The sequence below is a fragment of the Pseudomonas asgharzadehiana genome, assembly GCF_019139815.1.
Lineage (GTDB): Bacteria > Pseudomonadota > Gammaproteobacteria > Pseudomonadales > Pseudomonadaceae > Aquipseudomonas > Aquipseudomonas asgharzadehiana.
In genome coordinates, this window is sequence record NZ_CP077079.1 from 5,576,423 (window position 1) to 5,598,133 (window position 21,711).

General features: G+C 59.4%; 18 protein-coding genes. 9 read left to right on the top strand and 9 right to left on the bottom strand.

Annotated features, from left to right (window positions below):
- Positions 1-90: 90 nt before the first annotated feature.
- Positions 91-777: a DNA-3-methyladenine glycosylase gene (locus tag KSS96_RS25305; protein ID WP_065876802.1), complete on the top strand. Its 687-nt coding sequence runs from the start codon at positions 91-93 to the stop codon at positions 775-777.
- Between the two features lie 78 nt (positions 778-855).
- Entirely contained in the window at positions 856-2,172 is a 1,317-nt protein-coding gene (locus tag KSS96_RS25310; RefSeq protein ID WP_068936652.1) for a bifunctional DedA family/phosphatase PAP2 family protein, read from the top strand.
- Here KSS96_RS25310 and KSS96_RS25315 read toward each other — a convergent pair.
- The 3 genes from KSS96_RS25315 to KSS96_RS25325 are packed head-to-tail and all read right to left on the bottom strand — an operon-like array spanning position 2,169 to position 3,847.
- Positions 2,169-2,759 carry an LON peptidase substrate-binding domain-containing protein gene (locus KSS96_RS25315; RefSeq protein WP_068936650.1) on the bottom strand — a complete coding sequence of 197 codons (591 nt, stop codon included), beginning with the start codon at positions 2,757-2,759 and terminating at the stop codon, positions 2,169-2,171. The genes KSS96_RS25310 and KSS96_RS25315 overlap by 4 nt on opposite strands.
- Before the next feature lie 21 nt (positions 2,760-2,780).
- Entirely contained in the window at positions 2,781-3,497 is a 717-nt protein-coding gene (locus KSS96_RS25320; RefSeq protein ID WP_017528947.1) for an LrgB family protein, read from the bottom strand.
- Complete coding sequence (locus KSS96_RS25325) at positions 3,494-3,847, bottom strand: CidA/LrgA family protein (protein WP_017528948.1); 354 nt, start codon at positions 3,845-3,847, stop codon at positions 3,494-3,496. Before KSS96_RS25325 ends, KSS96_RS25320 begins: the two co-directional genes overlap by 4 nt.
- Positions 3,848-4,010: 163 nt before the next feature.
- On the opposite strand from KSS96_RS25325, the gene KSS96_RS25330 reads away from it, so the two are divergent.
- The 3 genes from KSS96_RS25330 to KSS96_RS25340 all read left to right on the top strand — a co-directional run bounded on the left by KSS96_RS25330 (position 4,011) and on the right by KSS96_RS25340 (position 6,961).
- Entirely contained in the window at positions 4,011-4,466 is a 456-nt protein-coding gene (locus KSS96_RS25330) for a MaoC family dehydratase (protein ID WP_017528949.1), read from the top strand.
- Between the two features lie 105 nt (positions 4,467-4,571).
- The gene (locus KSS96_RS25335; protein ID WP_017528950.1) at positions 4,572-6,290 is read left to right on the top strand and encodes a C13 family peptidase; all 1,719 of its coding nucleotides are present in this window, start codon (positions 4,572-4,574) and stop codon (positions 6,288-6,290) included.
- A gap of 29 nt (positions 6,291-6,319) precedes the next feature.
- Positions 6,320-6,961, top strand: a complete 642-nt coding sequence (locus tag KSS96_RS25340) for an oxidoreductase (protein WP_017528951.1) — start codon at positions 6,320-6,322, stop codon at positions 6,959-6,961.
- A gap of 82 nt (positions 6,962-7,043) precedes the next feature.
- Here the strand turns inward: KSS96_RS25340 and KSS96_RS25345 are convergent, their stop codons facing one another.
- The 6 genes from KSS96_RS25345 to KSS96_RS25370 form a co-directional block, all read right to left on the bottom strand.
- Positions 7,044-7,328 carry a YceK/YidQ family lipoprotein gene (locus KSS96_RS25345; protein ID WP_017528952.1) on the bottom strand — a complete coding sequence of 95 codons (285 nt, stop codon included), beginning with the start codon at positions 7,326-7,328 and terminating at the stop codon, positions 7,044-7,046.
- Entirely contained in the window at positions 7,321-7,950 is a 630-nt protein-coding gene (gene ubiX, locus KSS96_RS25350) for a flavin prenyltransferase UbiX (protein WP_017528953.1), read from the bottom strand. Before ubiX ends, KSS96_RS25345 begins: the two co-directional genes overlap by 8 nt.
- Complete coding sequence (gene mpl / locus KSS96_RS25355; protein WP_217855447.1) at positions 7,947-9,296, bottom strand: UDP-N-acetylmuramate:L-alanyl-gamma-D-glutamyl-meso-diaminopimelate ligase; 1,350 nt, start codon at positions 9,294-9,296, stop codon at positions 7,947-7,949. Before mpl ends, ubiX begins: the two co-directional genes overlap by 4 nt.
- Positions 9,297-9,528: 232 nt before the next feature.
- Positions 9,529-10,482, bottom strand: a complete 954-nt coding sequence (locus KSS96_RS25360; RefSeq protein WP_065876729.1) for a hypothetical protein — start codon at positions 10,480-10,482, stop codon at positions 9,529-9,531.
- A gap of 181 nt (positions 10,483-10,663) precedes the next feature.
- Positions 10,664-13,879 carry a hypothetical protein gene (locus tag KSS96_RS25365; protein WP_135196717.1) on the bottom strand — a complete coding sequence of 1,072 codons (3,216 nt, stop codon included), beginning with the start codon at positions 13,877-13,879 and terminating at the stop codon, positions 10,664-10,666.
- A gap of 160 nt (positions 13,880-14,039) precedes the next feature.
- The gene (locus KSS96_RS25370) at positions 14,040-15,947 is read right to left on the bottom strand and encodes a sigma-54-dependent Fis family transcriptional regulator (protein WP_116079155.1); all 1,908 of its coding nucleotides are present in this window, start codon (positions 15,945-15,947) and stop codon (positions 14,040-14,042) included.
- Between the two features lie 271 nt (positions 15,948-16,218).
- Here KSS96_RS25370 and exaC point away from each other — a divergent pair, with 271 nt between their 5' ends.
- From exaC to eutC, 4 genes are all read left to right on the top strand, one after another.
- Positions 16,219-17,739: an acetaldehyde dehydrogenase ExaC gene (gene exaC, locus KSS96_RS25375; protein WP_017528960.1), complete on the top strand. Its 1,521-nt coding sequence runs from the start codon at positions 16,219-16,221 to the stop codon at positions 17,737-17,739.
- A gap of 210 nt (positions 17,740-17,949) precedes the next feature.
- The gene (gene eat, locus KSS96_RS25380) at positions 17,950-19,383 is read left to right on the top strand and encodes an ethanolamine permease (protein ID WP_017528961.1); all 1,434 of its coding nucleotides are present in this window, start codon (positions 17,950-17,952) and stop codon (positions 19,381-19,383) included.
- A gap of 53 nt (positions 19,384-19,436) precedes the next feature.
- Entirely contained in the window at positions 19,437-20,831 is a 1,395-nt protein-coding gene (locus KSS96_RS25385; RefSeq protein WP_017528962.1) for an ethanolamine ammonia-lyase subunit EutB, read from the top strand.
- Positions 20,828-21,661 (top strand): ethanolamine ammonia-lyase subunit EutC, encoded by an 834-nt coding sequence (gene eutC / locus KSS96_RS25390; RefSeq protein WP_065876726.1) that lies wholly within the window; start codon positions 20,828-20,830, stop codon positions 21,659-21,661. Before KSS96_RS25385 ends, eutC begins: the two co-directional genes overlap by 4 nt.
- Positions 21,662-21,711: the final 50 nt, after the last annotated feature.

Consider the following 21,711-nt stretch of genomic DNA (forward strand, 5'->3'; position numbering starts at 1 on the left):
AAATGAACTGTAAAAACTTGGGGTTCAGCGGTAATTAAGGTGGGAGTTGTTATGATTCCGTCACATTTAGCCGTATTTCTCCTGACCACCATGCCCAGCCCATTGCCCAAACGCCCCGCCAGCGCCCTGCCCGACAGCTTCTTCGACCGTGACGCGCAGATACTCGCGTGCCAATTGCTCGGAAAAGTCATACGCCATCGCGTCGGCGAAATCTGGCTTTCGGCGCGAATTATTGAAACCGAAGCCTATTACCTGGCCGAAAAAGGCAGCCACGCCTCACTCGGCTACACAGAAAAGCGTAAGGCTTTGTTTCTGGATGGTGGCCATATCTACATGTACTACGCCCGTGGCGGCGACTCCCTGAACTTCAGTGCCCATGGCCCGGGCAATGCGGTGCTGATCAAATCGGCCTACCCGTGGGTCGATAATGTCTCCGGCCCCGCCAGCCTCGCGCAGATGCTGCTGAACAACCCAAACGCCGACGGCAGCCCGCGCACCTCGCAAAAGCTATGCGCGGGGCAGACGCTGCTATGCAAGGCATTGGGGCTGAAAGTGCCCATGTGGGATGCCAAGCGGTTCGACCAGGAGCTGCTGTATGTAGAAGATGTGGGCCAGGTGCCCACGCAGATTATCCAGACCACGCGGCTGGGTATTCCCAGCGGGCGTGACGCGCATTTGATGTACCGCTTCGTCGATGCTGGCTATGCGCCTTACTGCACACGGAACCCGCTGCGTCGGGGCCAGGTCGAAGGCCGCGACTATTTTTTGATTGGATGAATTGAACACAGCTGTTCGTGCTGCACATGGATACCCGCAGCGCTGAAGAGCCTGTATCGCATTGATGGAGTGGATCGTATGAGCCAATGGCTCGATAGCATTACCGGCTGGCTGACCCTGAACCCCCAATGGCTGGCCATGGCGGTGTTTGTCGTCGCGTGCGTGGAGTGCCTGGCCATTGCCGGCTTGATCGTGCCCGGCACGGTGTTGTTGTTCGCTATCGCCGCGCTGGCCGGCAGCGGTGCGCTGTCGTTGAGTGAAACCTTGCTGATGGGCTTTCTGGGAGGCTTATTGGGCGACGGGGTTTCCTACTTTTTAGGGCGCCATTTCCATCAGAACATCCGCCGCCTGCCCGGCCTGCGCCACCATCCGGAATGGATGAACGGCGCCGAAACCTACTTCCACAAGTACGGCATTGCCAGCCTGCTGGTCGGACGTTTCATTGGCCCATTGCGCCCCATGCTGCCGATGGTAGCGGGTATGTGCGATATGCCATTCCCGCGCTTTGCCCTGGTCAGCATGCTCGCCGCAGCCGGTTGGACGGTGGCGTATCTGCTGCCCGGCTGGGCCACCGGCGCCGCGTTCCGCTTGCCGCTGCCTGAAGGTTTCTGGCCTGAAGCGGGCGTGGTCACGGCGTGTCTGGCATTGCTGCTGGGCCTGAGCCTCAACAGCAGCCTGCGCGAACATCGACGCGCTACCTTATGGGTCGGTTGCGCCAGCCTGGTTCTGTTGATTGCGCTGTTTATCGGCTACCCGCACCTGAACGACTTCGACCAGGGCCTGAGTGCGCTGGTGCAAGAACATCGCAGCCCGTGGCTGGATGAAACCATGGTGAGGGTGACGCAGCTGGGCGAGTTCAAGAAGATGTTTATCGCCAGCGCCGTGTTCACCGGCCTGCTGTTGCTGGCTCGGCAGTGGCGTCACGCGATCTTTGTCGGCGCAGCATTGGCGGGTACGGCGGTCATCAACACCGGCACCAAGCTGTTTTTCGCGCGTGGCCGCCCCGAAATCCTGACCGACCCACTGACCAGTTTCAGCATGCCAAGCGGCCATGCATCCGGCGCCTTCGCGTTTTTCCTGGCGCTGGCGGTGTTGGCGGGTCGCGGCCAACCGATACGGCTGCGCCTGACCTGGATACTGCTGGGCTGCATTCCCGCCGCGTTTATCGCCTTGTCCCGCGTGTACCTGGGCGTGCACTGGCCCAGCGACATCCTCGCCGGCACGTTGCTGGCGATGACCGTGTGTGCGCTCAGCCTGACCGCTATCCAGTACCGCAGCCCGTTGCCGGCAATGCGCAAGAAAACCTGGTGGCTGCTGTTGCCGGCGATTGTGGCGGTGTTCAGTTTTATCGCACTCACCGGCACTTCCCACGCACTGTTGCGTTATGCCTACTAAGTGAAGAGTTCACCCTGCAACTCGTCGAGCAGCATCTGGATCGCGTCCAGGCGCTGCTGCGGGTCATCGAGTTGCAACAGGTCGATCTTGTCGGCTTCGGTGAAGGGCAAGAGGTAAGCCAACTGATTGCCCAAGGCTTGCTGGCCTTCGGCACTGGCGTCCATGTCCAACGATGCGACCATCGGGTGCTCCGCCAGTGCTTCAAGCAAGGCCAGCAAATCAGCATCTTCTTCGTGCAGTGGCTGGTCCGGCAACTCTTTAAGCCATTGCACGTCAGCCACCAGCAGTTGGTCCTTCTGCACCCCGGCCTCCCGCACGCGGAAACGGCGGCCGCCTTCGACGCGAATGCCGAGCAGGCCGTTGTCCTGCTGCTTGAAGTCGCGAATCAGCGCTTCGCAGCCAATCAATGCATAGCCATCCGCCGCCATGCCGACCTCCTTGCCGCCAAGGATGCAGACCACGCCGAAGCTTTCGCCCTTTTTCATGCAGCGGCTGATCATATCCAGATAGCGCGCCTCAAATATTTGCAGGTCGAGGGTGCAACCGGGGAACAACACGGTATTGAGCGGGAACAGCGCCAGACTCATAAAGGCTTCCTTAAACCTGGTTTAAACAATTACCGACACGGCCAGCGGTAGGAAGACCGCCGTAGCCACGCCCATCAGACTCATGGCCAGCGCCGCAAAGGCACCGCACTCTTCGCTTTCCTGCAGGGCCACCGAGGTGCCGACCGCGTGGGCGGTCATGCCCAGGGCCATGCCACGCGCCTCGGGGCCGTGTACGCGCAGAAGCGTCAGCAGCGCCGGGCCGACCATCGCGCCCACCACACCGGTTATCAGTACGAACACGGCCGCCAGGGCCGCCACGCCGCCAATCTGCTCGGCCACCAACATGGCAATCGGCGAGGTCACCGACTTGGGCGCCATGGTCATCAACATCATGTGTTCGGCGCCAAACCACCAGCCGAGCAGCACACACAGGCCGGTGGCCAGCACCCCGCCTATTACCAGCGTAGTAAAAATCGGCCAGAACAATTGGCGAATCCGTCGCAGGTTCAGATAAAGCGGCACGGCCAGGGCCACTGTCGCAGGGCCGAGCAGAACCCCCAGGATCTCGGTGCTCTTGCGGTACTCGGCGTAACTCAAGCCGCAAGTGAGCAACACCCCGATCACCAAAAGCATAGAGACCAGCACCGGTTGCAGGAAGATCCAGCGGGTTTTCTCAAAGCCCGCCAGCACCAGCTGATAGGCGCCGAGGGTGATGCCGATGCCGAACAGCGGGTGATGGATCACCGCCGTCCACGCGCCGTGCCAGTCGAACATCATTGGTCCTTCTCCTTGCGCTTGACCATCTGCTGCATCAGCACACCGACAAAGGCCATGGCCACCACCAGCGACAACACCAACGCGCCGACGATGGCCCAGAAGTCGGCGGCGATATCCTTGGCGTACACCATCACCCCCACCGCCGGCGGCACCAGCAGCAACGGTAGGTAACGCAGCAGGCTGCTGGCCGCCAGGCTCAGGGGCTCGCCGACTTCGCCACGCCACACCAGATAACCCAGCATCAGCAGCAGGCCGATGATCGGCCCCGGCAGCACCGGCAGCAATAAATGATTGATGGCCGTGCCGATCAATTGAAACAACACCAGCCATGTCAGCCCGCGTAACAGCATCCGCTCTCTCCCCTCAAGACCCGCCCGCATTATAAGCACGCCCGCGCTATGCATCGGCATTCGCCAAAAGCATGGTGGGTTGACCGGGCCGGGTGCCCATGATGATCTACATTGGTTCTCTGTAACCCCTAAAAACAGCATCGATGGACCAAGGAGAGACGCAATGCCCTATGTACCCGTAGCGCAGCTCAACGATTATGTCGGCAAGGAACTGGGACGTTCCGAATGGCTCACCATCGACCAGGCCCGTATCAACCTGTTCGCAGAGGCCACCGGCGATCATCAGTTCATCCACGTCGACCCGGTCAAGGCCGCGCAAACCCCGTTCGGCAGCACCATCGCCCACGGTTTCCTGTCGCTGTCGCTGATGCCCATGTTGATGGAAGACATTCTGATCATGCCCGAAGGCCTGAAGATGGCGATCAACTACGGCCTGGACAGCGTGCGCTTTATCCAGCCGGTGAAGGTCGACTCCAAGGTGCGCCTTAACGTGACCCTGACAAGTGTCACCGAGAAAAAACCTGGCCAGTGGCTGTTCAAGGCCACCGCCACCCTTGAGATCGAGGGCCAGGAAAAACCGGCTTACATCGCCGAGTCGCTGTCACTCTGCTTCGTATAAGGTTTTCCCTGTGGTGAGGCACTGAAACTCACCACAGGGTATGTAAATTTATGTATGAAACCTGCAGCTGCGGCATACTCGGCGCTCAATTATCCGGATCCCGCTATGCGCCCACTCGCCCCCCTCGCCCTTGCCCTGTTGCTCACCGCTTGCGGAGACGGCGAATCGCTGTTGCCGCCCGATGCGCGCCTGCCCGATGGCGGCCGTTACCGGGGCGATGTGGTCAATGGTTTGCTGCAAGGCCAGGGCCGCGTCGACTACCCCAATGGCAGTTGGTACGCCGGTGAGTTCGATAAGGGCCAGTGGCACGGCCAGGGCGAATGGCATGGCAGCAACGGCGAAGTCTATAAAGGCCAGTTCAAGCAGGGCCTGTTCGACGGCCAGGGCAGCCTGACCACGGCGGGCAGCCACTATGTCGGCGGTTTCAGCAACGGCCGGCGCAACGGCGAAGGCACCCTCAAAGAGGGGCAGATGACCTATCGCGGCGAATTCAAGGACGACCAGTATTCCGGCCTCGGCCGCCTGGAGCTGGCCGACGGCAGCCAATACCAGGGCCAGTTCGCCCACGGCAAGCCGAACGGCGAAGGCCAGCGCAACGACGACAGCGGCAACCAGTTCAGCGGCCATTTCGTCGATGGCCAGTTGGAGGGCAACGGCACCTTCAACAGCGCTGACGGCGACATCTATGTCGGCCAGTTCAAACAGAACCAACTCAACGGCAAGGGCCGTTATGAAAACGCCGACGGCGACGTGTGGATCGGCCAGTTCAAGGAGGGCGCGCTCAGCGGCAAGGGCGAGTTGATCGGGGTGGATGGCAGCCACTACGTCGGCCAGTTCAGCGACTGGCGCTTCACCGGCGAAGGCCGCCTGAACCTCACGGACGGCAGCTTCTACATCGGTGGCTTCGACAGCGACAACTATCAAGGCCGGGGCACCCTGGTACTCACCGACGGCACCGTACAGGCCGGCACATGGGTCAACGGCATGCGCGTGCGTGACGCCGACGGCAAGCTGCTGCCCGACCCTCTGGAAATCGGCGTATTGGCCCAGGGTCGCCTGCTCGATGCGGCACTCGCCGCCGTGCCCACCTCCACGCCGGCCGTCGAGCTGTATACCCTGGCGCTGGCCGGCGATGGCAAGCAAAGCGTGTTCCTGCGCGAAGCCGACTACGTCAGCAACATGCTCGCCTCACGCTTCGGCGCGCGCGGGCAGATCCGCCTGGTCAACCACCGCGACCATATCGCCGATCGCCCGCTGGCCACCCGTGAAAGCCTGCGCCGTGCCGTGCAAACCCTGGCCGAACGCACCGGGCCGGAAGACCTGGTGTTTATTTACCTGACCAGCCACGGCACCCACGAACACGAACTGGTCCTGGACCAACCGCGCATGGAACTCGCCGACCTGCCCGCCGACGAGCTGGCGGCCGTACTCGCCCCGCTGAAGAACCGCGACAAAATCGTGGTAATTTCCGCCTGCTACTCCGGAGGGTTTATCCCCGCGCTCAAAGACGATCGCACGCTGATCATGACCGCCTCGCGAGCCGACCGCGTGTCCTTCGGCTGCTCCGAAGAGGCTGACTTCACCTACTTCGGCGACGCCCTCTTCGCCCAAGCCTTCAACCAGACCGACGACCTGCAGCAAGCCTTCAAGCTGGCGCAACTGCACGTGACCGAGCGCGAACAGGCAGACAACTTCGAGCCCTCCGAACCGCAGATGTGGGCGCCTAAAGGGGTGATCGCTCACTGGCAACTATTACGCAAGCAGCAGGCACGAAAGGCGCTCGAAAGCGTCTCAATGAATAGCAAGGAAGCCAAAGGCAACTAAGCTGTAACGTGTAACAAGGGGGAAACACTATGTACCTGACACCTCAGCATATTTTGCTCGCTGGCGCCTCTGGCCTTACCGGCGAACACCTGCTCGATCGCCTGCTCAACGAACCCACCGTCACCCGCGTACTCGCGCCCAGCCGCAAGCCCCTGGCCGAACACCCACATCTGGAAAACCCGGTGGGTGACCCGGCGGTATTGCTGGCGCAACTGAGCGGTCGCGTGGATATCGCTTTCTGCTGCCTGGGCACCACCATCAAGAAGGCCGGTTCCGAGGCGGCGTTCCGGGCTGTCGACCTGGACATGGTCGTGACCTTCGCCAAGCGCGCACGGGAAATGGGCGCGCGGCATCTGATCGTGATCAGTGCGATTGGCGCCGATCCGCAATCCTCGGTGTTCTACAACCGGGTCAAAGGCGAAATGGAGCAGGCGCTGAAGGCGCAGGATTGGCCGCAACTGACCATCGTGCGCCCGTCTCTATTACTGGGGGAACGGCTGGAACCCCGCCTGGCCGAGCAACTGGCCGGCCCGTTGTCGCGCTTGATTCCGGGCAAGTACCACGGCATCGAAGTGTGCGAACTGGCCCGCGCCATGTGGCGCCTGGCACTGGAAGAGCAGGATGGGGTGCGGATCGTCGAGTCGGATGAGCTGCGCAAACTCGGTAAGTAATGCGATCTAAAAACCTGCACCTATCCAACTGTGGGAGCAAGCCCCCTCCCACATGAGTGATGTGGTGCCTTTAAAACCCAGGCTAGAGTCCGCCGGTTGCGTTGAATCCAACTCCCAGCACCGTCAACACCGACAACGGCAACAGCAGCGTATCGAGCAACGCACTGGCCGGCAGGTCGACGCCGGGGTAGCTCGGCGCCTCGGCGCCAAACCGGTCCTTGGCGCAGCAGCCACCATTTATCGCATACACGTCCAGCCGCGTGCCGGCATATACCACCGGCGCGCCCGGTTGCGCCGCGTCCAGCGTGCGCGCGGTGGCGCAGCCGCTCAGGTGCAGCGCCAACACCAGCAGCAGCGCCTTATTCATCGCTGCTCAGATGGTGCTCGCCCCAACGCGGCAGCATGTCCTGGGGGATGCTCAGCAGGTTGAGAATGCGAGCCACCACAAAATCCACCAGGTCATCGATGGTTTGCGGCTGGTGATAAAAGCCTGGCGATGCCGGCAAGATGGTCACGCCCATATTCGACAGCTTGAGCATGTGCTCCAGATGAATACTCGAATATGGCGCCTCGCGCGGTACCAGGATCAACTGGCGACGCTCCTTCAACGTCACGTCCGCCGCGCGCTCGATCAAATTATTGCAGGCCCCCGTGGCAATCGCCGACAAGGTGCCGGTAGAGCACGGCACCACCACCATCGCGGCCGGCGCACCGGAGCCCGAAGCCACCGGCGACATCCAGTCCTCTTTGCCATACACCTTGATCTGCCCCGCCGCCGCACCGGTGTATTCGGTGAGGAAGGCTTGCATCATCTGCACCTTGGGCGGCAGCTGCACCTCCGTCTCGGTAGCCAGCACCAATTGCGCCGCTTTGGAGATCAGGAAATGCACCTCACGGTCTTCACGCACCAAACAATCGAGCAGGCGCAGACCGTAAGGCGCGCCCGAGGCGCCGGTCATCGCCAGGGTAACGCGTTCCGGCCCGCTCACTTGAGCGCCTCGGCCAGCTTGCCGTGCAGGCCGCCGAAGCCGCCGTTGCTCATGATCACCACCTGGGTGCCGGGCTTGGCGTGGTGCTTGACGTCTTCGATGATGGCGTCGAGGGAATCACACACCTTCGATGGCACGGTGCACAGCGCGGCAATGGCCGGCAGGTCCCAGCCGAGGTTGGCCGGGGCGTACCACACCACCCGATCGGCGTCATTGACGCTTTGCGGCAACCCATCGCGGTGCGCGCCGAGCTTCATGGAGTTGGAGCGCGGCTCGACAATCGCGATCACTTGGGCATCCCCGACGCGCTTGCGCAGGCCATCAAGGGTGGTGGCGATCGCCGTGGGGTGGTGGGCAAAGTCGTCGTAGAGGGTAATCCCGTTCACATCGGCGACTTTTTCCATGCGCCGCTTCACGCTTTTGAACGCGCTCAAGGCCGCGATGCCCATGGACGGCACCACACCCACATGGCGCGCGGCGGCCAAGGTGACCAAGGCATTGGCAACGTTGTGCTGACCGGTCATGTCCCACTCGACGACGCCCTGGGCCTGGCCTTCGAACAGCACTTCAAAGCGCGAGCCGTCGTCGCTGAGCAACTTGACCTGCCACTGCCCGCCGACGCCGGTGGTTTGCACCGGGGTCCAGCAGCCCATGTCAATGACACGCTGCAAGGCCGGCTCGGTCGTGGGGTGAATCACCAGGCCTTCGCTGGGGATGGTGCGCACCAAATGGTGAAACTGCCGCTCAATGGCCGGTAGATCGGGGAAAATGTCGGCGTGATCGAACTCCAGGTTATTGAGGATCGCGGTGCGCGGACGGTAATGAACGAATTTGGAACGCTTGTCGAAGAAGGCGCTGTCATATTCATCCGCCTCAATCACGAAGAACGGCGTATCGCCCAGGCGCGCCGACACCGAGAAATTCTGCGGTACGCCGCCGATCAGGAAACCCGGGCTCATGCCCGCGTGCTCCAGCACCCAGGCCAGCATGCTGCTGGTGGTGGTCTTGCCATGCGTGCCGGCCACAGCCAGCACCCAGCGGCCTTGCAGCACATGATCGGCCAGCCATTGCGGGCCGGACACATAAGGCAAACCTTTGTTAAGCACGTATTCAACAGCAGGGTTACCACGGGACATGGCATTGCCGATGACCACCAGGTCAGGGACCGGGTCGAATTGCGCCGGGTCGTAACCCTGGGTCAACTCAATCCCCTGGGCCTCCAGTTGCGTGCTCATGGGTGGGTAAACATTGGCATCGGAGCCGGTCACGTGATGGCCGAGTTCCTTGGCCAGAACGGCCATCGAGCCCATGAATGTGCCGCAGATACCGAGAATATGAATGTGCATGGTTGACCTCTTAAACATCGAGGCAGGTTAGCGCAGGGAGGGGCAAATCGCACCTTTTATACGGTCAGCCGCCTGGTAAAATGCGCCAACGTTAACGCATGCACCGATAACCGCAGCGTGACTTTATGGCATGAACAACACGATAAGCAGTTGCCCCCCTGTTAAGTGAGCAACTGCTTATGAGCGGTTCAGTCGGAACCGCCCATTACACCGTGTATGAGGCGCGAATTAACTACACCTTGGGTTTTATGGCGCTCAACAGACCGTTGATGTATGCCATTCTGGACTCCATGCCAGTGGCCCGGCTCTTGATATCCTCTTCTTGCGCGCCGATTGACGGAGGCTGAGTTTGAATACCCCGCGAGTTCGCTTCTACAGCAAACTCCTTTTCAAGGTAGTCCAGCATCTCATCCAAGTAATCCATGCGTTCATCATTTGTTTTTGCCAACCACTCCACACTGGGTTTGACGCCCTCTTCCGAACGAAGACTACCCAGCGTATTTGCTAACAGAAATACGTTCCGTTGAGCATTATCAACCAGCCGCGACTCCATCACATGCTGCTCTGTAGCTGGCGTCTGCGCTGGATTGATTTTGGGTTTGAGACGTTCCAGAACGACGTTCGCGGCAAGTGTCGCGGTCGCCGTTATGGGTGCTGTGATCGCCGTCGTAATCGCGGCGGTCTTGGCTATATTTCGCGCCTCAAGCGGAAGCGCCCGATTCGCTTTCGCAGTTTTAGCCTTTACTACCACCTCGGCGTTGTCTTCAAGGCCACTCTGCGAAAAAGGCTCAGCCTCCCTTCCGTCTACTCGACCTGGGGTCGGCTGATCAAACAACTTATCCCGGGCTTTAGCATCTTGTTCAGCCTGCCACTTCTTCCTGTTCGCCTCTCTGTATTGAGTGATTTCTGGAGAATCAGGAGTATCTGCATCGGGGGTATCCCCTGGCTGGCGCTTGCCACTGACGTGCCCCGGCCCTTCAAAGCCACTCACTTTTTTATCGACGAAGTCCTGATCGAAATCGTGCTTGCTGCTGCCTGCAGACTTGGGCCCGGCCTGGACTTCTATCTTTGTAAGTTCAAACCCCTTGATAGGGGGTGGGGTGGGGGTCCTGGTCCACCCCCCACTAAAAATATCCCCAACTTTTGAGAAAGCTACCCGCCGTGTCACTGAATTTGAAAATATCATAATGCCCTACCTAATGATTGATTTACATTAGAAAGCCATCCGTTTCTTTCACCCACTGTGTAACTAAAAGAGCTTTAACGGTTCCAAATTAAAATTAAAAATTCATCACTAACACATAACGCGCCAACATTGACCACTGACACTGGAGCGTGTGAGGAGCAGTTAATTGGCCACCCGCAAATCATTTCGGTTTATTCGAGGACTGCAGTGCGCTCAACGTACCAAATTGCACTAACTGAGGGCCAAACGGGGTATTGGTGACACTACTGTACGCATACCACCCCCCCTTTTTAAGTATCGCGACGATGGGCTTATACACGCCGTCAGATTCTATTTGATAGAACCCCTTGACAATATCACCTTCCTTATAAGTCCTAGTCACTTCATAAGATCCATAATTCCCTTTTAATCGAGGGAGCACCTCATCTGCATGTTTTTGCAGCGATCTTGCATCCTGACCCAATGCTACTGCCCCCCGCTTGAGGTTTTTCGGAAGCTCAATAGTATCGGTGACACCCGTAGAAGCGCCAAGGCCAGCAAAGAAAGAGCTTTTGAGTATTTTCCCGGTTGATTTTCCAAGTTTCGCCGCTCTGCTCGCGGCGCGCGCCCCAGGAAGAAAGAACCCTAAGAGGTCAAACCCGAGATTAAAAACCGAGCCCGCAACATTACCCTTGATCGCATCTTTGATGCCGTCATAAAAAGGGACAAGCGAAAGAATAAAATCATTGATCGCCTTAATTTTTCTATTATTCTTTTCAATAATTGTTTCACCGGCAGCCCGTGCCTTTAAGTCGCCATAATCTTTGGTGAAGAATTTACCCACGACGGTCGCCAGCCTACCCGTCCGTCGAGAAAAATAAGGTGCGCTTTCTTCACCCGCTACGTCAGGCGAGGCTGGGTTCGGATCAACAGCATCAAATATCGTAAACACATTATTAGTACCCGGCACACGCGGCGTTGAGTCCGAGGGAAAATACTTGCTATCGTCAAAGTTAGACTGTTCTTCCGGCACGCCCTGTTCCTTAACTATTTTCCCTAGGCCTGGAAAATAACTGTAGTACTCCACCTTGCCATCCGCTGCCTTCACTTTCATAAGTAAACCGCACACCCCGTCTAGTTCTTTGAGTTCATGCGGGGTCGGCGTTCGTGGTATGCGCTCAGGGAACAGGCCGCCGCGACTATTTAGCTTCGTTCCCAAAAACGGGCGAGACACACCGACGAACGTTACCTCAGAGTTTTTTATACGCTCCTGTTCCACCCATGGTAGCAAAGACACTTGATACTTGAACTGAATAGCCCAGGCAGCTGCTTGAGTCTTCGTATACACTTCAAACTCATCAGAGAACTTTTTATCGATATTGTCATCAAGCTCAGAAAAGCGAGCTTTCACCTGTTCCCACGAAAATTCCTTTTCATTTCGCGACTTCCACCAATCCAAATGCTGAGGCTTCGTCATATAGACATCCAGGGGCGATACGACATACCCGGCTTCATGAACACTCCGTAACGTCGCCTTCGTCGGATCAACCTCAGGGAACACCCGTTTGAACTCGGCCAACGCCGCTTCCTGCCGAGTAGGCGTTGGTTTCATTAGCTCGACGCGCGCCCACTCCAATTCCTTTTTCTGTTTTTTTAATACCTTTAATGATTGTTCAATCTCTTCGGACGTGTACTGCCCTTTTGGATTGCATTTAATCACCTGATTAGCGAGGCCCCACGCAATAAGCGGATCGGTTGACGCTGCGGCTAACGCCTCCCTCCCTTCAAGAATACGAAGTTGCGCATCCGCATAGCTCATGACTTGACTGAACGTCATGTTCCCCGACGCACCGGGTGCCTCATGCTCTACCAATGCAACCGCTATAGAGAACTCCGCCCACGTATGAGATCCATACACAAGGTTCGCAGGCGTGTTCTTCACCAGCAGTTCAGGAGCGACGGCTGATAGCAATAGTTGCGCAGCAAGCGGGGCGGCTTCAACTCCCACTTTACTTTCAAGGTGAGCAGTAAAGCGTTTGACGATTTCAGCAGCGCAGGCACCCACATTTTCGCTTTTATAAAGGTTATAGCCCGCCACGTTGAAACGTGACCGCTCTGGGTTAGGATCGAGCTCTTGCAAGAGCGCCGCAGTCAAGGCCTCAAGCGCACCGGTCGGCGATGCTGCTAGTTTGATACGCGTTTGTATAGCGCTGCCCAATGCCTGAGCATCGGGCGACCGAATGAGCTGGTCCACTCCCCATGAAGGATTGTCGGCAATTGCCTTCTTCTCAGATGCTGAAAGCGTGCTAATCAGGCTACGTAACAAGCTACCTGCCCCTGCCCCCACTTGCGGTTCAGCAGCTTGACTTGCATGCGCCAACTTCCACTGATCCACCACCGCTTTCATCTTGCGCAATGAGGTTTTGTTCAGCAGCCCAACAATATGCCTTACCCCCCCAGCATCGGCACCAGGCACCCGGTGGGCAAGGTCAAAGGACATAGCGTTGGCCAAGTCATGCGCCAGTTCGCTGCTCGCAGGTGGTTTCTGCCCTTGCTCTTCGAGCAGTTGCGCAACACTTATTTCCCGGCGCTGTTCGCGAAGGAACAAACTCGAACGTGGGTCAATCGCAACCCTGACGTTACTCAGGTCGATCTTCCCTTCGGCGTCGTCTACCTGTGACCTCAGCGCAGCAAGAAGCGCATGACGATTTGCTTCATTCCCCAGCGCCTCCTCGTGCCCCGCCAGCGCCTCTACAGATCGCTGCAGTGCCTGCTTTACAGGCGCAAACTCAAACGCGCGCCCTTCTTTCAATTGCTTAATGTGTGAGGCGGCTTGTGAAGGCGAGAGGTCGACAGGTTCGCCATAAAACCTCCCCACCGTGTACAACGGCACCTTCCCTTCGGGCCAGGGATAATCGAACGCCTGCCCGGACATTGGGGCGATCGCCTTTGCAATGGATAACAGCACTCGAGAAATATCTGACCAACCCGAATCGTCGGTCAGGGAGAACGTTTGCAACTGGCCATTTACAATTGCAGTCAACTCCCCGAGGAACGGATCCAGTTTGAGTTTTTTGGTATCAAGCCCCTGCTCTTTTGCCCACGATATAAATCCGGGGCTCTTGAAAGCACTGTCCAATTGGGTACGCCAGCGCCCAAGCGTCGACTCGGGAGCAACTGGAACATCGGGAGGGGAAATTGAGGTGTGGTAAGAGCGCGTCGCCAATGCGATCGCGTAGGGCTTGGCCAATTGAGCGTCAGCAGTAGCTCGCGCTTCGGGGGTGTCCGGTATTTTCGCGGAGGGGGGGTTGGTAACGAATGCATTATCGTTAGTCGCCCTGGCGGCAACCAATGGTAATTCGCGCGCCATGTTATTCGAAAAGGACGGTGTTGCTTTTACACCTTCAAAATTCGTCATCTTTCCACACTCGGGTACGATTAAATTCAGTAACTGTTCGTACCCTGAGTGGTGTGATTTCATACAAGTAATTCAAAAAAAATTCGAAAACTCTTATCCAATTATTTCGGCCCTACCCCCTCCCTCAGGCTTCGTAAATTTTGTGGCGACAAGGTGGCGATCATACTTGTGAACAACGTTCGATTCCGTGTTTGCGCAGCTTCCTGTAAAGCGTATTCCGGCTTACCCCTAAGCTCTTTGCCGTATGGGACATGTGCCAATGTTGCTGCTTCAATGCGTTGAGCAACGCCACCCGCTCTGCATCGTCCAGTGCGCGCTCTTGGCCAGACTCGACAACCGTCACCGCTCGCGCCTGGCGAATGATTGGCGGCAGGTCTTCAAAACCGATTTGCCCGTTCTCGCACAGCGCTGCCAACGTGCGAAGTACGTTGCGCAATTGCCGAACGTTGCCAGGCCAAGCGTATTCGAGCAGAGCGTGGTGCGCCGCCTCATCAAGCGACACAACCTGTCCTGCAGCTTCATTTGCAAGCAAAAACGCCAGCAATTGTGCTTTGTCGCTACGCTCGCGTAAGGGGGGCACCGCAATTTCAAGGCCGTTGAGACGATAGTAAAGATCTTCACGGAAACTGCCATTGGCAACACGTGCTGACAGGTTACGATGGGTGGCGCTGATAACTCTGACATCCACCGCCTGCGGCGCGCCGCCGATGGGCACCACCACTCGATCTTCCAACACCCGCAGCAGACGGGTTTGCAAGGCGAACGGCATGTCACCGATCTCATCGAGAAACAACGTGCCGCCATCGGCCTGTTGCAGCTTGCCGCGCATCCCTTCTTTGAGCGCACCGGTAAAACTGCCACCGCGATAACCGAACAACTCACTTTCAATCAGGTTTTCGGGGATGGCGGCGCAGTTGAGGGCCACGAAGGGCTTGTCGGCACGCGAGCTGGCCTGATGCACGGCCTTGGCAAAAGCTTCTTTACCGCAGCCGGTTTCGCCGTTGATCAATAACGGCACGTCGCGCTCAAATACGCGCAGTGCTTTACGAAAATCATTTTGCAGGGCCGGGTCGCCCAGGCAGATATCTGCAAGGCGCGGCGCCACGGGCTTGGCGGTGGCGACCGGCACATTGCGTGCCTGCCCCCGCAACGCCGCAAATAAATGCCGGCCATCACGGGTGCGCAGGGGCCAACTGGCGGTCGCATTGGCGCTGGAGCGAGCGAGCAATTGGTCCAGGGAGCACTCGAAAAACGCTTCCACCGGCTGGCCCAGCAACCCCCCACGCACCTGCCCCAGCAGGTTCAACGCACTTTGGTTGACCGCGCACACCCGACCTTCGCCATCGAACGCCAACAGCCCTTCACTGAACAACCCCACGGACTCGGCCTGCAAATGGAACCGCAGCAGCCAGTGGTTCTCAAAATGACGCAGGAAGTAACAGCTCTCGATCATCTTCGCGGAGAGATTGACCAATGCCATGGTGTGAAACTGGCTCTGGCGCGACACCGCCTCCCGCGCCGACGACACATCCAGCACCGCCAGCAGCTCACCGTGAGGGTCGAACACCGGGCTGGCCGAACAGGTCAGCCCGGTATGCCGGCCGCGAAAGTGTTCATCGCGGTGGATGGTCAGGGACTGGCGCTCCACCAGGCAGGTGCCGATGCCATTGGTACCTTCGCAGGCTTCACTCCAATCGGCACCGAGCCACAGCCCGGCGCGCTCGAAAATCTTGCGCTCGGACGGCGCGGTGACACAGTTGAGGATCACCCCGCGCGCATCGGTCAGCAGCACCGCGTGGCCGGCGCCGGAGAGTTGTTGGTGCAGGCTGTTCATTTCGCTGCCGGCGATGTGCAGCACGTGCTGCAGACGCTCGCGGCTTTCCAGCAGACGCGCGTGTTCAAGCACGGTGGGAGCGATGGTCAGCGCAGGGTCGAGGTGGTAGTCCTGAAGGCAACGCAACCAGGAGCGGGCGATGGACGGGTCGCTGCCGGGGCCCTGGGTCAGGTCTTGCCCACGGGTCACGGTCAAGACTTGCTGGGCATGGCGACTGAAATGATCGTTGTGCATGTTCTTATTATTCTCCCGGCGTGAGAGCGCCCAGCATCCCCCAGCCCTGCGGCAGATGCAATCCCGCGCCGACCCACCGGTCACAGGCTGTACCGTTTATGGCACAAACTGTCACGCGCCTGTACCGCGCACGTGACAACAACGCCTTGCAACAAACCCCAAGCCCTTGATTTAACTGACCCGCAGAGCACTGGCCCAACCTTTGCTCTACGCTTTATCAAGCGCTTGAGCGCTGCACTCCAATAAACATAAAAGCCAGGAGATACCCACCATGCGTTACGCACACCCCGGTACTGAAGGCGCGATCGTTTCGTTCAAGGCCAAGTACGGCAACTTCATTGGTGGCGAGTTCGTTGCGCCGGTCGACGGCAATTACTTCACCAACACCTCGCCGGTCAACGGCAAGCCTATCGCCGAATTCCCGCGCTCCACTGCCAAAGACATCGACAAGGCGCTAGACGCCGCCCACGCCGCCGCTGACGCCTGGGGCAAGACCTCGGCGCAGGACCGCTCGCTGGTGCTGCTGAAAATCGCCGACCGCATCGAACAAAACCTCGAACTGCTGGCCATCACCGAAACCTGGGACAACGGCAAGGCCGTGCGTGAAACCCTCAACGCCGACATCCCACTGGCCGCCGACCACTTCCGCTACTTCGCCGGCTGCCTGCGCGCCCAGGAAGGCACCAGCGCCGAGATCAACGAGCACACCGCGTCCTATCACTTCCACGAACCCCTCGGCGTGGTCGGCCAGATCATCCCGTGGAACTTCCCGCTGCTGATGGCCGCCTGGAAACTCGCCCCGGCCCTCGCCGCCGGTAACTGCGTGGTTCTCAAGCCGGCCGAGCAGACCCCGCTGGGCATCAACGTGCTGATGGAAGTGATCGGCGACTTGCTGCCACCGGGCGTGCTGAACGTCGTGCACGGCTTCGGCAAAGAAGCCGGCGAAGCCCTGGCCACCAGCAAACGCATCGCCAAGATCGCCTTCACCGGCTCCACCCCGGTGGGCTCGCACATCATGCATGCGGCGGCCGAGAACATTATTCCGTCGACCGTCGAGCTGGGCGGCAAGTCGCCGAACATCTTCTTCGCCGACATCATGAAAGCCGAGCCGTCGTTTATCGAAAAAGCCGCTGAAGGCCTGGTGCTGGCGTTCTTCAACCAGGGCGAAGTGTGCACCTGCCCATCCCGCGCGCTGGTGGAAGAGTCGATCTACGACGACTTCATGAAAGTGGTGATGAAGAAAATCGAACAGATCAAGCGCGGCGACCCGCTGGACACCGACACCATGGTCGGCGCCCAGGCATCCGAGCAGCAGTTCGACAAGATCCTGTCCTACCTGGAAATCGCCAAGGGTGAAGGCGCGCAACTGCTCACCGGTGGCAAAGTGGAAAAACTCACCGGCGACATGGCCGGCGGTTATTACATCCAGCCGACCCTGCTCAAGGGCACCAACGACATGCGCGTATTCCAGGAAGAAATCTTCGGCCCGGTGGTGAGTATCACCACCTTCAAGGACGAAGCCGAAGCCCTGGCGATTGCCAACGACACCGAGTTCGGCCTGGGCGCCGGCGTGTGGACCCGCGACATCAACCGCGCCTACCGCATGGGCCGGGCGATCAAGGCCGGGCGCGTGTGGACCAACTGCTATCACCTGTACCCGGCGCATGCTGCGTTCGGTGGTTACAAGAAGTCCGGCGTGGGCCGTGAAACGCACAAGATGATGTTGGACCATTACCAGCAGACTAAAAACTTGCTGGTGAGTTACGACATTAATCCGTTGGGCTTCTTCTAACCCATCACCCCACCCACTTTGAAATGCGGTTAAACCTGTGGGAGGGGGCTTGCTCCCGATTGCATTGTGTCAGCCAATGTTTATATCACTGGCCCACCGCCATCGGGAGCAAGCCCCCTCCCCCAGGTTTGGATATTCATAAGTACTTGCGATGTGCATCCGGCACAAAGATGCCGAGTTAAAAACAATAACAATGAAAGGTACTTTCCCATGCCTAGCGAACCCACTGGCTCTTCCGTCGACTTTGAAAAAGTCGGCACCGACTACTTCCAACAACGCGAACTTAAAAAAGGCGCCGCCGGCTGGGTGCTGCTGGTCGGCCTCGGCGTCGCCTATGTGATCTCGGGCGACTACGCCGGCTGGAACTTCGGCCTGGCCCAAGGTGGCTGGGGCGGGATGTTCCTCGCAACCTTGCTGATGGCCACCATGTACCTGTGCATGTGTTTTTCCCTGGCCGAACTGTCTTCCATGATCCCCACCGCCGGCGGCGGCTACGGTTTTGCCCGCAGCGCCTTCGGCCCCTGGGGCGGGTTCCTCACCGGCACCGCGATTTTGATCGAATACGCCATCGCCCCGGCCGCCATCGCGGTGTTTATCGGCGCGTACTGCGAATCGCTGTTCGGCATTGGCGGCTGGATGATCTACCTGGCGTTCTACATCATCTTTATCGGCATCCATATCTTCGGCGTCGGTGAAGCCTTGAAGCTGATGTTTGTGATCACCGCCGTCGCCGCGATTGCCTTGGGCGTCTTCCTGGTGGCGATGGTGCCGCACTTCAACGTCGCCAACCTGCTGGACATCCCGGTGACCGAAGCCAAGGGCGCCAGCACCTTCCTGCCCTTCGGCTACGTTGGCGTGTGGGCGGCGATCCCCTATGCCATCTGGTTTTTCCTCGCGGTAGAAGGGGTGCCACTGGCCGCCGAAGAAACCAAGAACCCCAAGCGCGACCTGCCGCGTGGCTTGATCGGCGCCATTGTGGTGCTGACCAGTTTTGCTCTGTTGATCCTAGTGATCGCACCCGGCGGCGCGGGGACTTATGCGCTGATCAAATCCGGTAACCCGCTGGTAGAAGCGCTGGCGTTGTCCTACGGCGGCTCGACCTGGATGGGCAGCTTCGTCAACCTGGTGGGCCTGGCCGGGCTGATTGCGAGCTTTTTCTCGATTATCTATGCCTATTCGCGGCAGATCTTTGCCTTGTCGCGCGCCGGTTACCTCCCACGCAAGTTGTCGCAGACCAATAAAAGCAAGGCCCCGGTGCTGGCGCTGGTTATCCCCGGCATCATCGGTTTCGGCCTGTCGCTGACCGGCCAAGGTGATTTGCTGATCCTGGTGGCGGTGTTTGGCGCGACCATTTCCTACGTGCTGATGATGGCCGCACACATCACCCTGCGCATCCGCCGCCCCAAAATGGAACGTCCTTACCGTACGCCGGGCGGCATCTTTACTTCCGGCGTAGCGCTGGTACTGGCCTGCGTGGCCGTGGTGGCGGGCTTTCTGGTGGACCCACGGGTGGTGATTGGCGCCGCGATCATCTATGGAGTATTAATTGCTTACTTTGCTTTCTACAGCCGGCATCACTTGGTAGCAGGCACGCCCGAAGAGGAATTCGCGGCGATCCAGGCCGCGGAGGCCGCCTTGCACTAACTGCCGTAAACCTCGGCGCGGGCGCCTTGCCCGCGTCGCCAAGGAGACACTGTATGGCAAGCTTTTCCCACGCGGTGGGTACACAAACCTACCGCTTCGACAGCCTCAAGGACGTGATGGCCAAGGCCAGCCCCGCGCGCTCCGGGGATTTTTTGGCCGGCGTGGCCGCGCAAAACGACGGTGAACGGGTGGCGGCGCAAATGGCGCTGGCGAATATCCCGCTCAAGCACTTCCTGCAGGAAGCGCTGATCCCCTATGAAAGCGATGAAGTCACTCGGCTGATCATCGACACCCACGATAAACAGGCGTTTACCCCGGTCAGCCACCTCACCGTCGGCGGGTTACGCGACTGGCTGCTGAGCGACGCGGCCGATGAGCAATCCCTGCGCGCCTTGGCGCCCGGCCTGACGCCGGAAATGGCCGCCGCCGTCTCCAAGATCATGCGCGTGCAGGACCTGGTGCTGGTCGCGCAGAAGATCCGCGTGGTCACCCAGTTTCGCGGCACCATGGGTTTGCGCGGGCGCCTGTCGACCCGCCTGCAGCCCAACCACCCGACGGACGAACCGGCCGGCATCGCCGCGAGCATTCTCGACGGCCTGCTGTATGGCAACGGCGACGCCATGATCGGCATCAACCCGGCCACCGACAGCATCGCCTCGATCTGCGCCATGCTCGAGATGCTTGACGCGATCATCCAGCGCTACGAAATCCCCACCCAGGCCTGCGTGCTGACCCACGTCACCACCTCCATCGAGGCGATCAACCGTGGCGTGCCGCTGGACCTGGTTTTCCAGTCGATTGCCGGCACCGAGGCGGCCAACGCCAGTTTCGGCATCAGCCTGAGCGTGCTGCAGGAAGGCTACGATGCGGGCTTGAGCCTGAACCGCGGCACCCTGGGCCAGAACCTGATGTACTTCGAAACCGGCCAGGGCAGTGCCCTGTCGGCCAACGCGCACTTTGGCGTCGACCAGCAAACCTGCGAAACCCGCGCCTATGCGGTGGCCCGACACTTCAAGCCGTTTTTGGTCAATACCGTGGTCGGGTTTATCGGCCCCGAATACCTGTACAACGGCAAACAGATCATCCGCGCCGGCCTCGAAGACCACTTCTGCGGCAAGTTGCTCGGCGTGCCGATGGGCTGCGACATCTGCTACACCAACCATGCCGAAGCCGACCAGGACGACATGGACACCCTGCTGACCCTGCTCGGCGTGGCCGGCATCAACTTCATCATGGGCATCCCCGGCTCCGACGACATCATGCTCAACTACCAGACCACGTCGTTCCACGACGCCTTATACGCCCGCCAAACCCTGGGTTTAAAACCGGCGCCGGAGTTCGAACAGTGGCTGGCGAAAATGGGCATCTTCACGCAAGCCGACGGTAAAGTACGCTTCGGCAACAGCCTGCCACCGGCGTTTCGCCACGCCTTGGCGCAATTGGGATGAAGGAGCCGACCGTGCACCCAGAATTGCCTGACAACCCGTGGTTGGAACTGCGCCGCCTGACCCCGGCGCGTATCGCCCTGGGCCGTACCGGTACCAGCATCCCAACCAGCGCCCAGTTGGACTTCCAGTTCGCCCACGCCCAGGCGCGCGATGCCGTGCATTTGCCCTTCGACCCTGCAGGCCTGAGCAGCCAGTTGGCCGAGCGCGGCCGCGACAGCCTGTTGCTGCACAGCGCCGCCGCCGACCGGCACAGCTACCTGCAACGCCCAGATTTGGGCCGGCGCTTGAGCGATGAATCGGCGCAAACCCTGCGTGACCATGCGGCGGCCAACCCTGGCGGCGTGGACTTGGCGGTGGTGGTGGCCGATGGCTTGTCTGCGCTGGCGGTGCATAAACACACGTTGCCGTTTCTGACACGCATGGAGGAACAGACCCACGCCGAAGGCTGGTCCTTATCACCCGTCATACTGGTGGAACAAGGCCGCGTGGCCGTGGCCGATGAGATCGGGCACTTGCTCGGCGCAAAGATGGTGGTGATCCTGATCGGCGAGCGGCCAGGGCTCAGTTCGCCGGACAGCCTGGGACTGTATTTCACCTACAACCCCAAGGTCGGCCTCACCGATGCCTACCGCAATTGCATCTCCAACGTACGCCTGGAAGGCTTGAGTTACGGCATGGCGGCCCATCGTTTGCTGTACTTGATGCGCGAGGCATGTCGCCGACAGTTATCAGGGGTCAATCTCAAGGACGAGGCGCAGGTGCAAACGATCGAGTCCGACGATCCGGACCTGATGAAGGGTAATTTCCTGCTCAGCCCACCCGCAGACTGATCCCGGCACGATTGCGCTTTTTGGCGTCTTTAGGCAGCATCGAGTCACGG

Bases quoted from the DNA above. Each gene is read 5' to 3' on its own strand.
- KSS96_RS25305 (WP_065876802.1), top strand. From the start codon at position 91: ATGCCCAGCCCATTGCCCAAACGCCCCGCCAGCGCCCTGCCCGACAGC.
- KSS96_RS25310 (WP_068936652.1), top strand. From the start codon at position 856: ATGAGCCAATGGCTCGATAGCATTACCGGCTGGCTGACCCTGAACCCC.
- KSS96_RS25315 (WP_068936650.1), bottom strand. From the start codon at position 2,759: ATGAGTCTGGCGCTGTTCCCGCTCAATACCGTGTTGTTCCCCGGTTGC.
- KSS96_RS25320 (WP_017528947.1), bottom strand. From the start codon at position 3,497: ATGATGTTCGACTGGCACGGCGCGTGGACGGCGGTGATCCATCACCCG.
- KSS96_RS25325 (WP_017528948.1), bottom strand. From the start codon at position 3,847: ATGCTGTTACGCGGGCTGACATGGCTGGTGTTGTTTCAATTGATCGGC.
- KSS96_RS25330 (WP_017528949.1), top strand. From the start codon at position 4,011: ATGCCCTATGTACCCGTAGCGCAGCTCAACGATTATGTCGGCAAGGAA.
- KSS96_RS25335 (WP_017528950.1), top strand. From the start codon at position 4,572: ATGCGCCCACTCGCCCCCCTCGCCCTTGCCCTGTTGCTCACCGCTTGC.
- KSS96_RS25340 (WP_017528951.1), top strand. From the start codon at position 6,320: ATGTACCTGACACCTCAGCATATTTTGCTCGCTGGCGCCTCTGGCCTT.
- KSS96_RS25345 (WP_017528952.1), bottom strand. From the start codon at position 7,328: ATGAATAAGGCGCTGCTGCTGGTGTTGGCGCTGCACCTGAGCGGCTGC.
- mpl (WP_217855447.1), bottom strand. From the start codon at position 9,296: ATGCACATTCATATTCTCGGTATCTGCGGCACATTCATGGGCTCGATG.
- KSS96_RS25360 (WP_065876729.1), bottom strand. From the start codon at position 10,482: ATGATATTTTCAAATTCAGTGACACGGCGGGTAGCTTTCTCAAAAGTT.
- KSS96_RS25365 (WP_135196717.1), bottom strand. From the start codon at position 13,879: ATGACGAATTTTGAAGGTGTAAAAGCAACACCGTCCTTTTCGAATAAC.
- KSS96_RS25370 (WP_116079155.1), bottom strand. From the start codon at position 15,947: ATGCACAACGATCATTTCAGTCGCCATGCCCAGCAAGTCTTGACCGTG.
- exaC (WP_017528960.1), top strand. From the start codon at position 16,219: ATGCGTTACGCACACCCCGGTACTGAAGGCGCGATCGTTTCGTTCAAG.
- eat (WP_017528961.1), top strand. From the start codon at position 17,950: ATGCCTAGCGAACCCACTGGCTCTTCCGTCGACTTTGAAAAAGTCGGC.
- KSS96_RS25385 (WP_017528962.1), top strand. From the start codon at position 19,437: ATGGCAAGCTTTTCCCACGCGGTGGGTACACAAACCTACCGCTTCGAC.
- eutC (WP_065876726.1), top strand. From the start codon at position 20,828: ATGAAGGAGCCGACCGTGCACCCAGAATTGCCTGACAACCCGTGGTTG.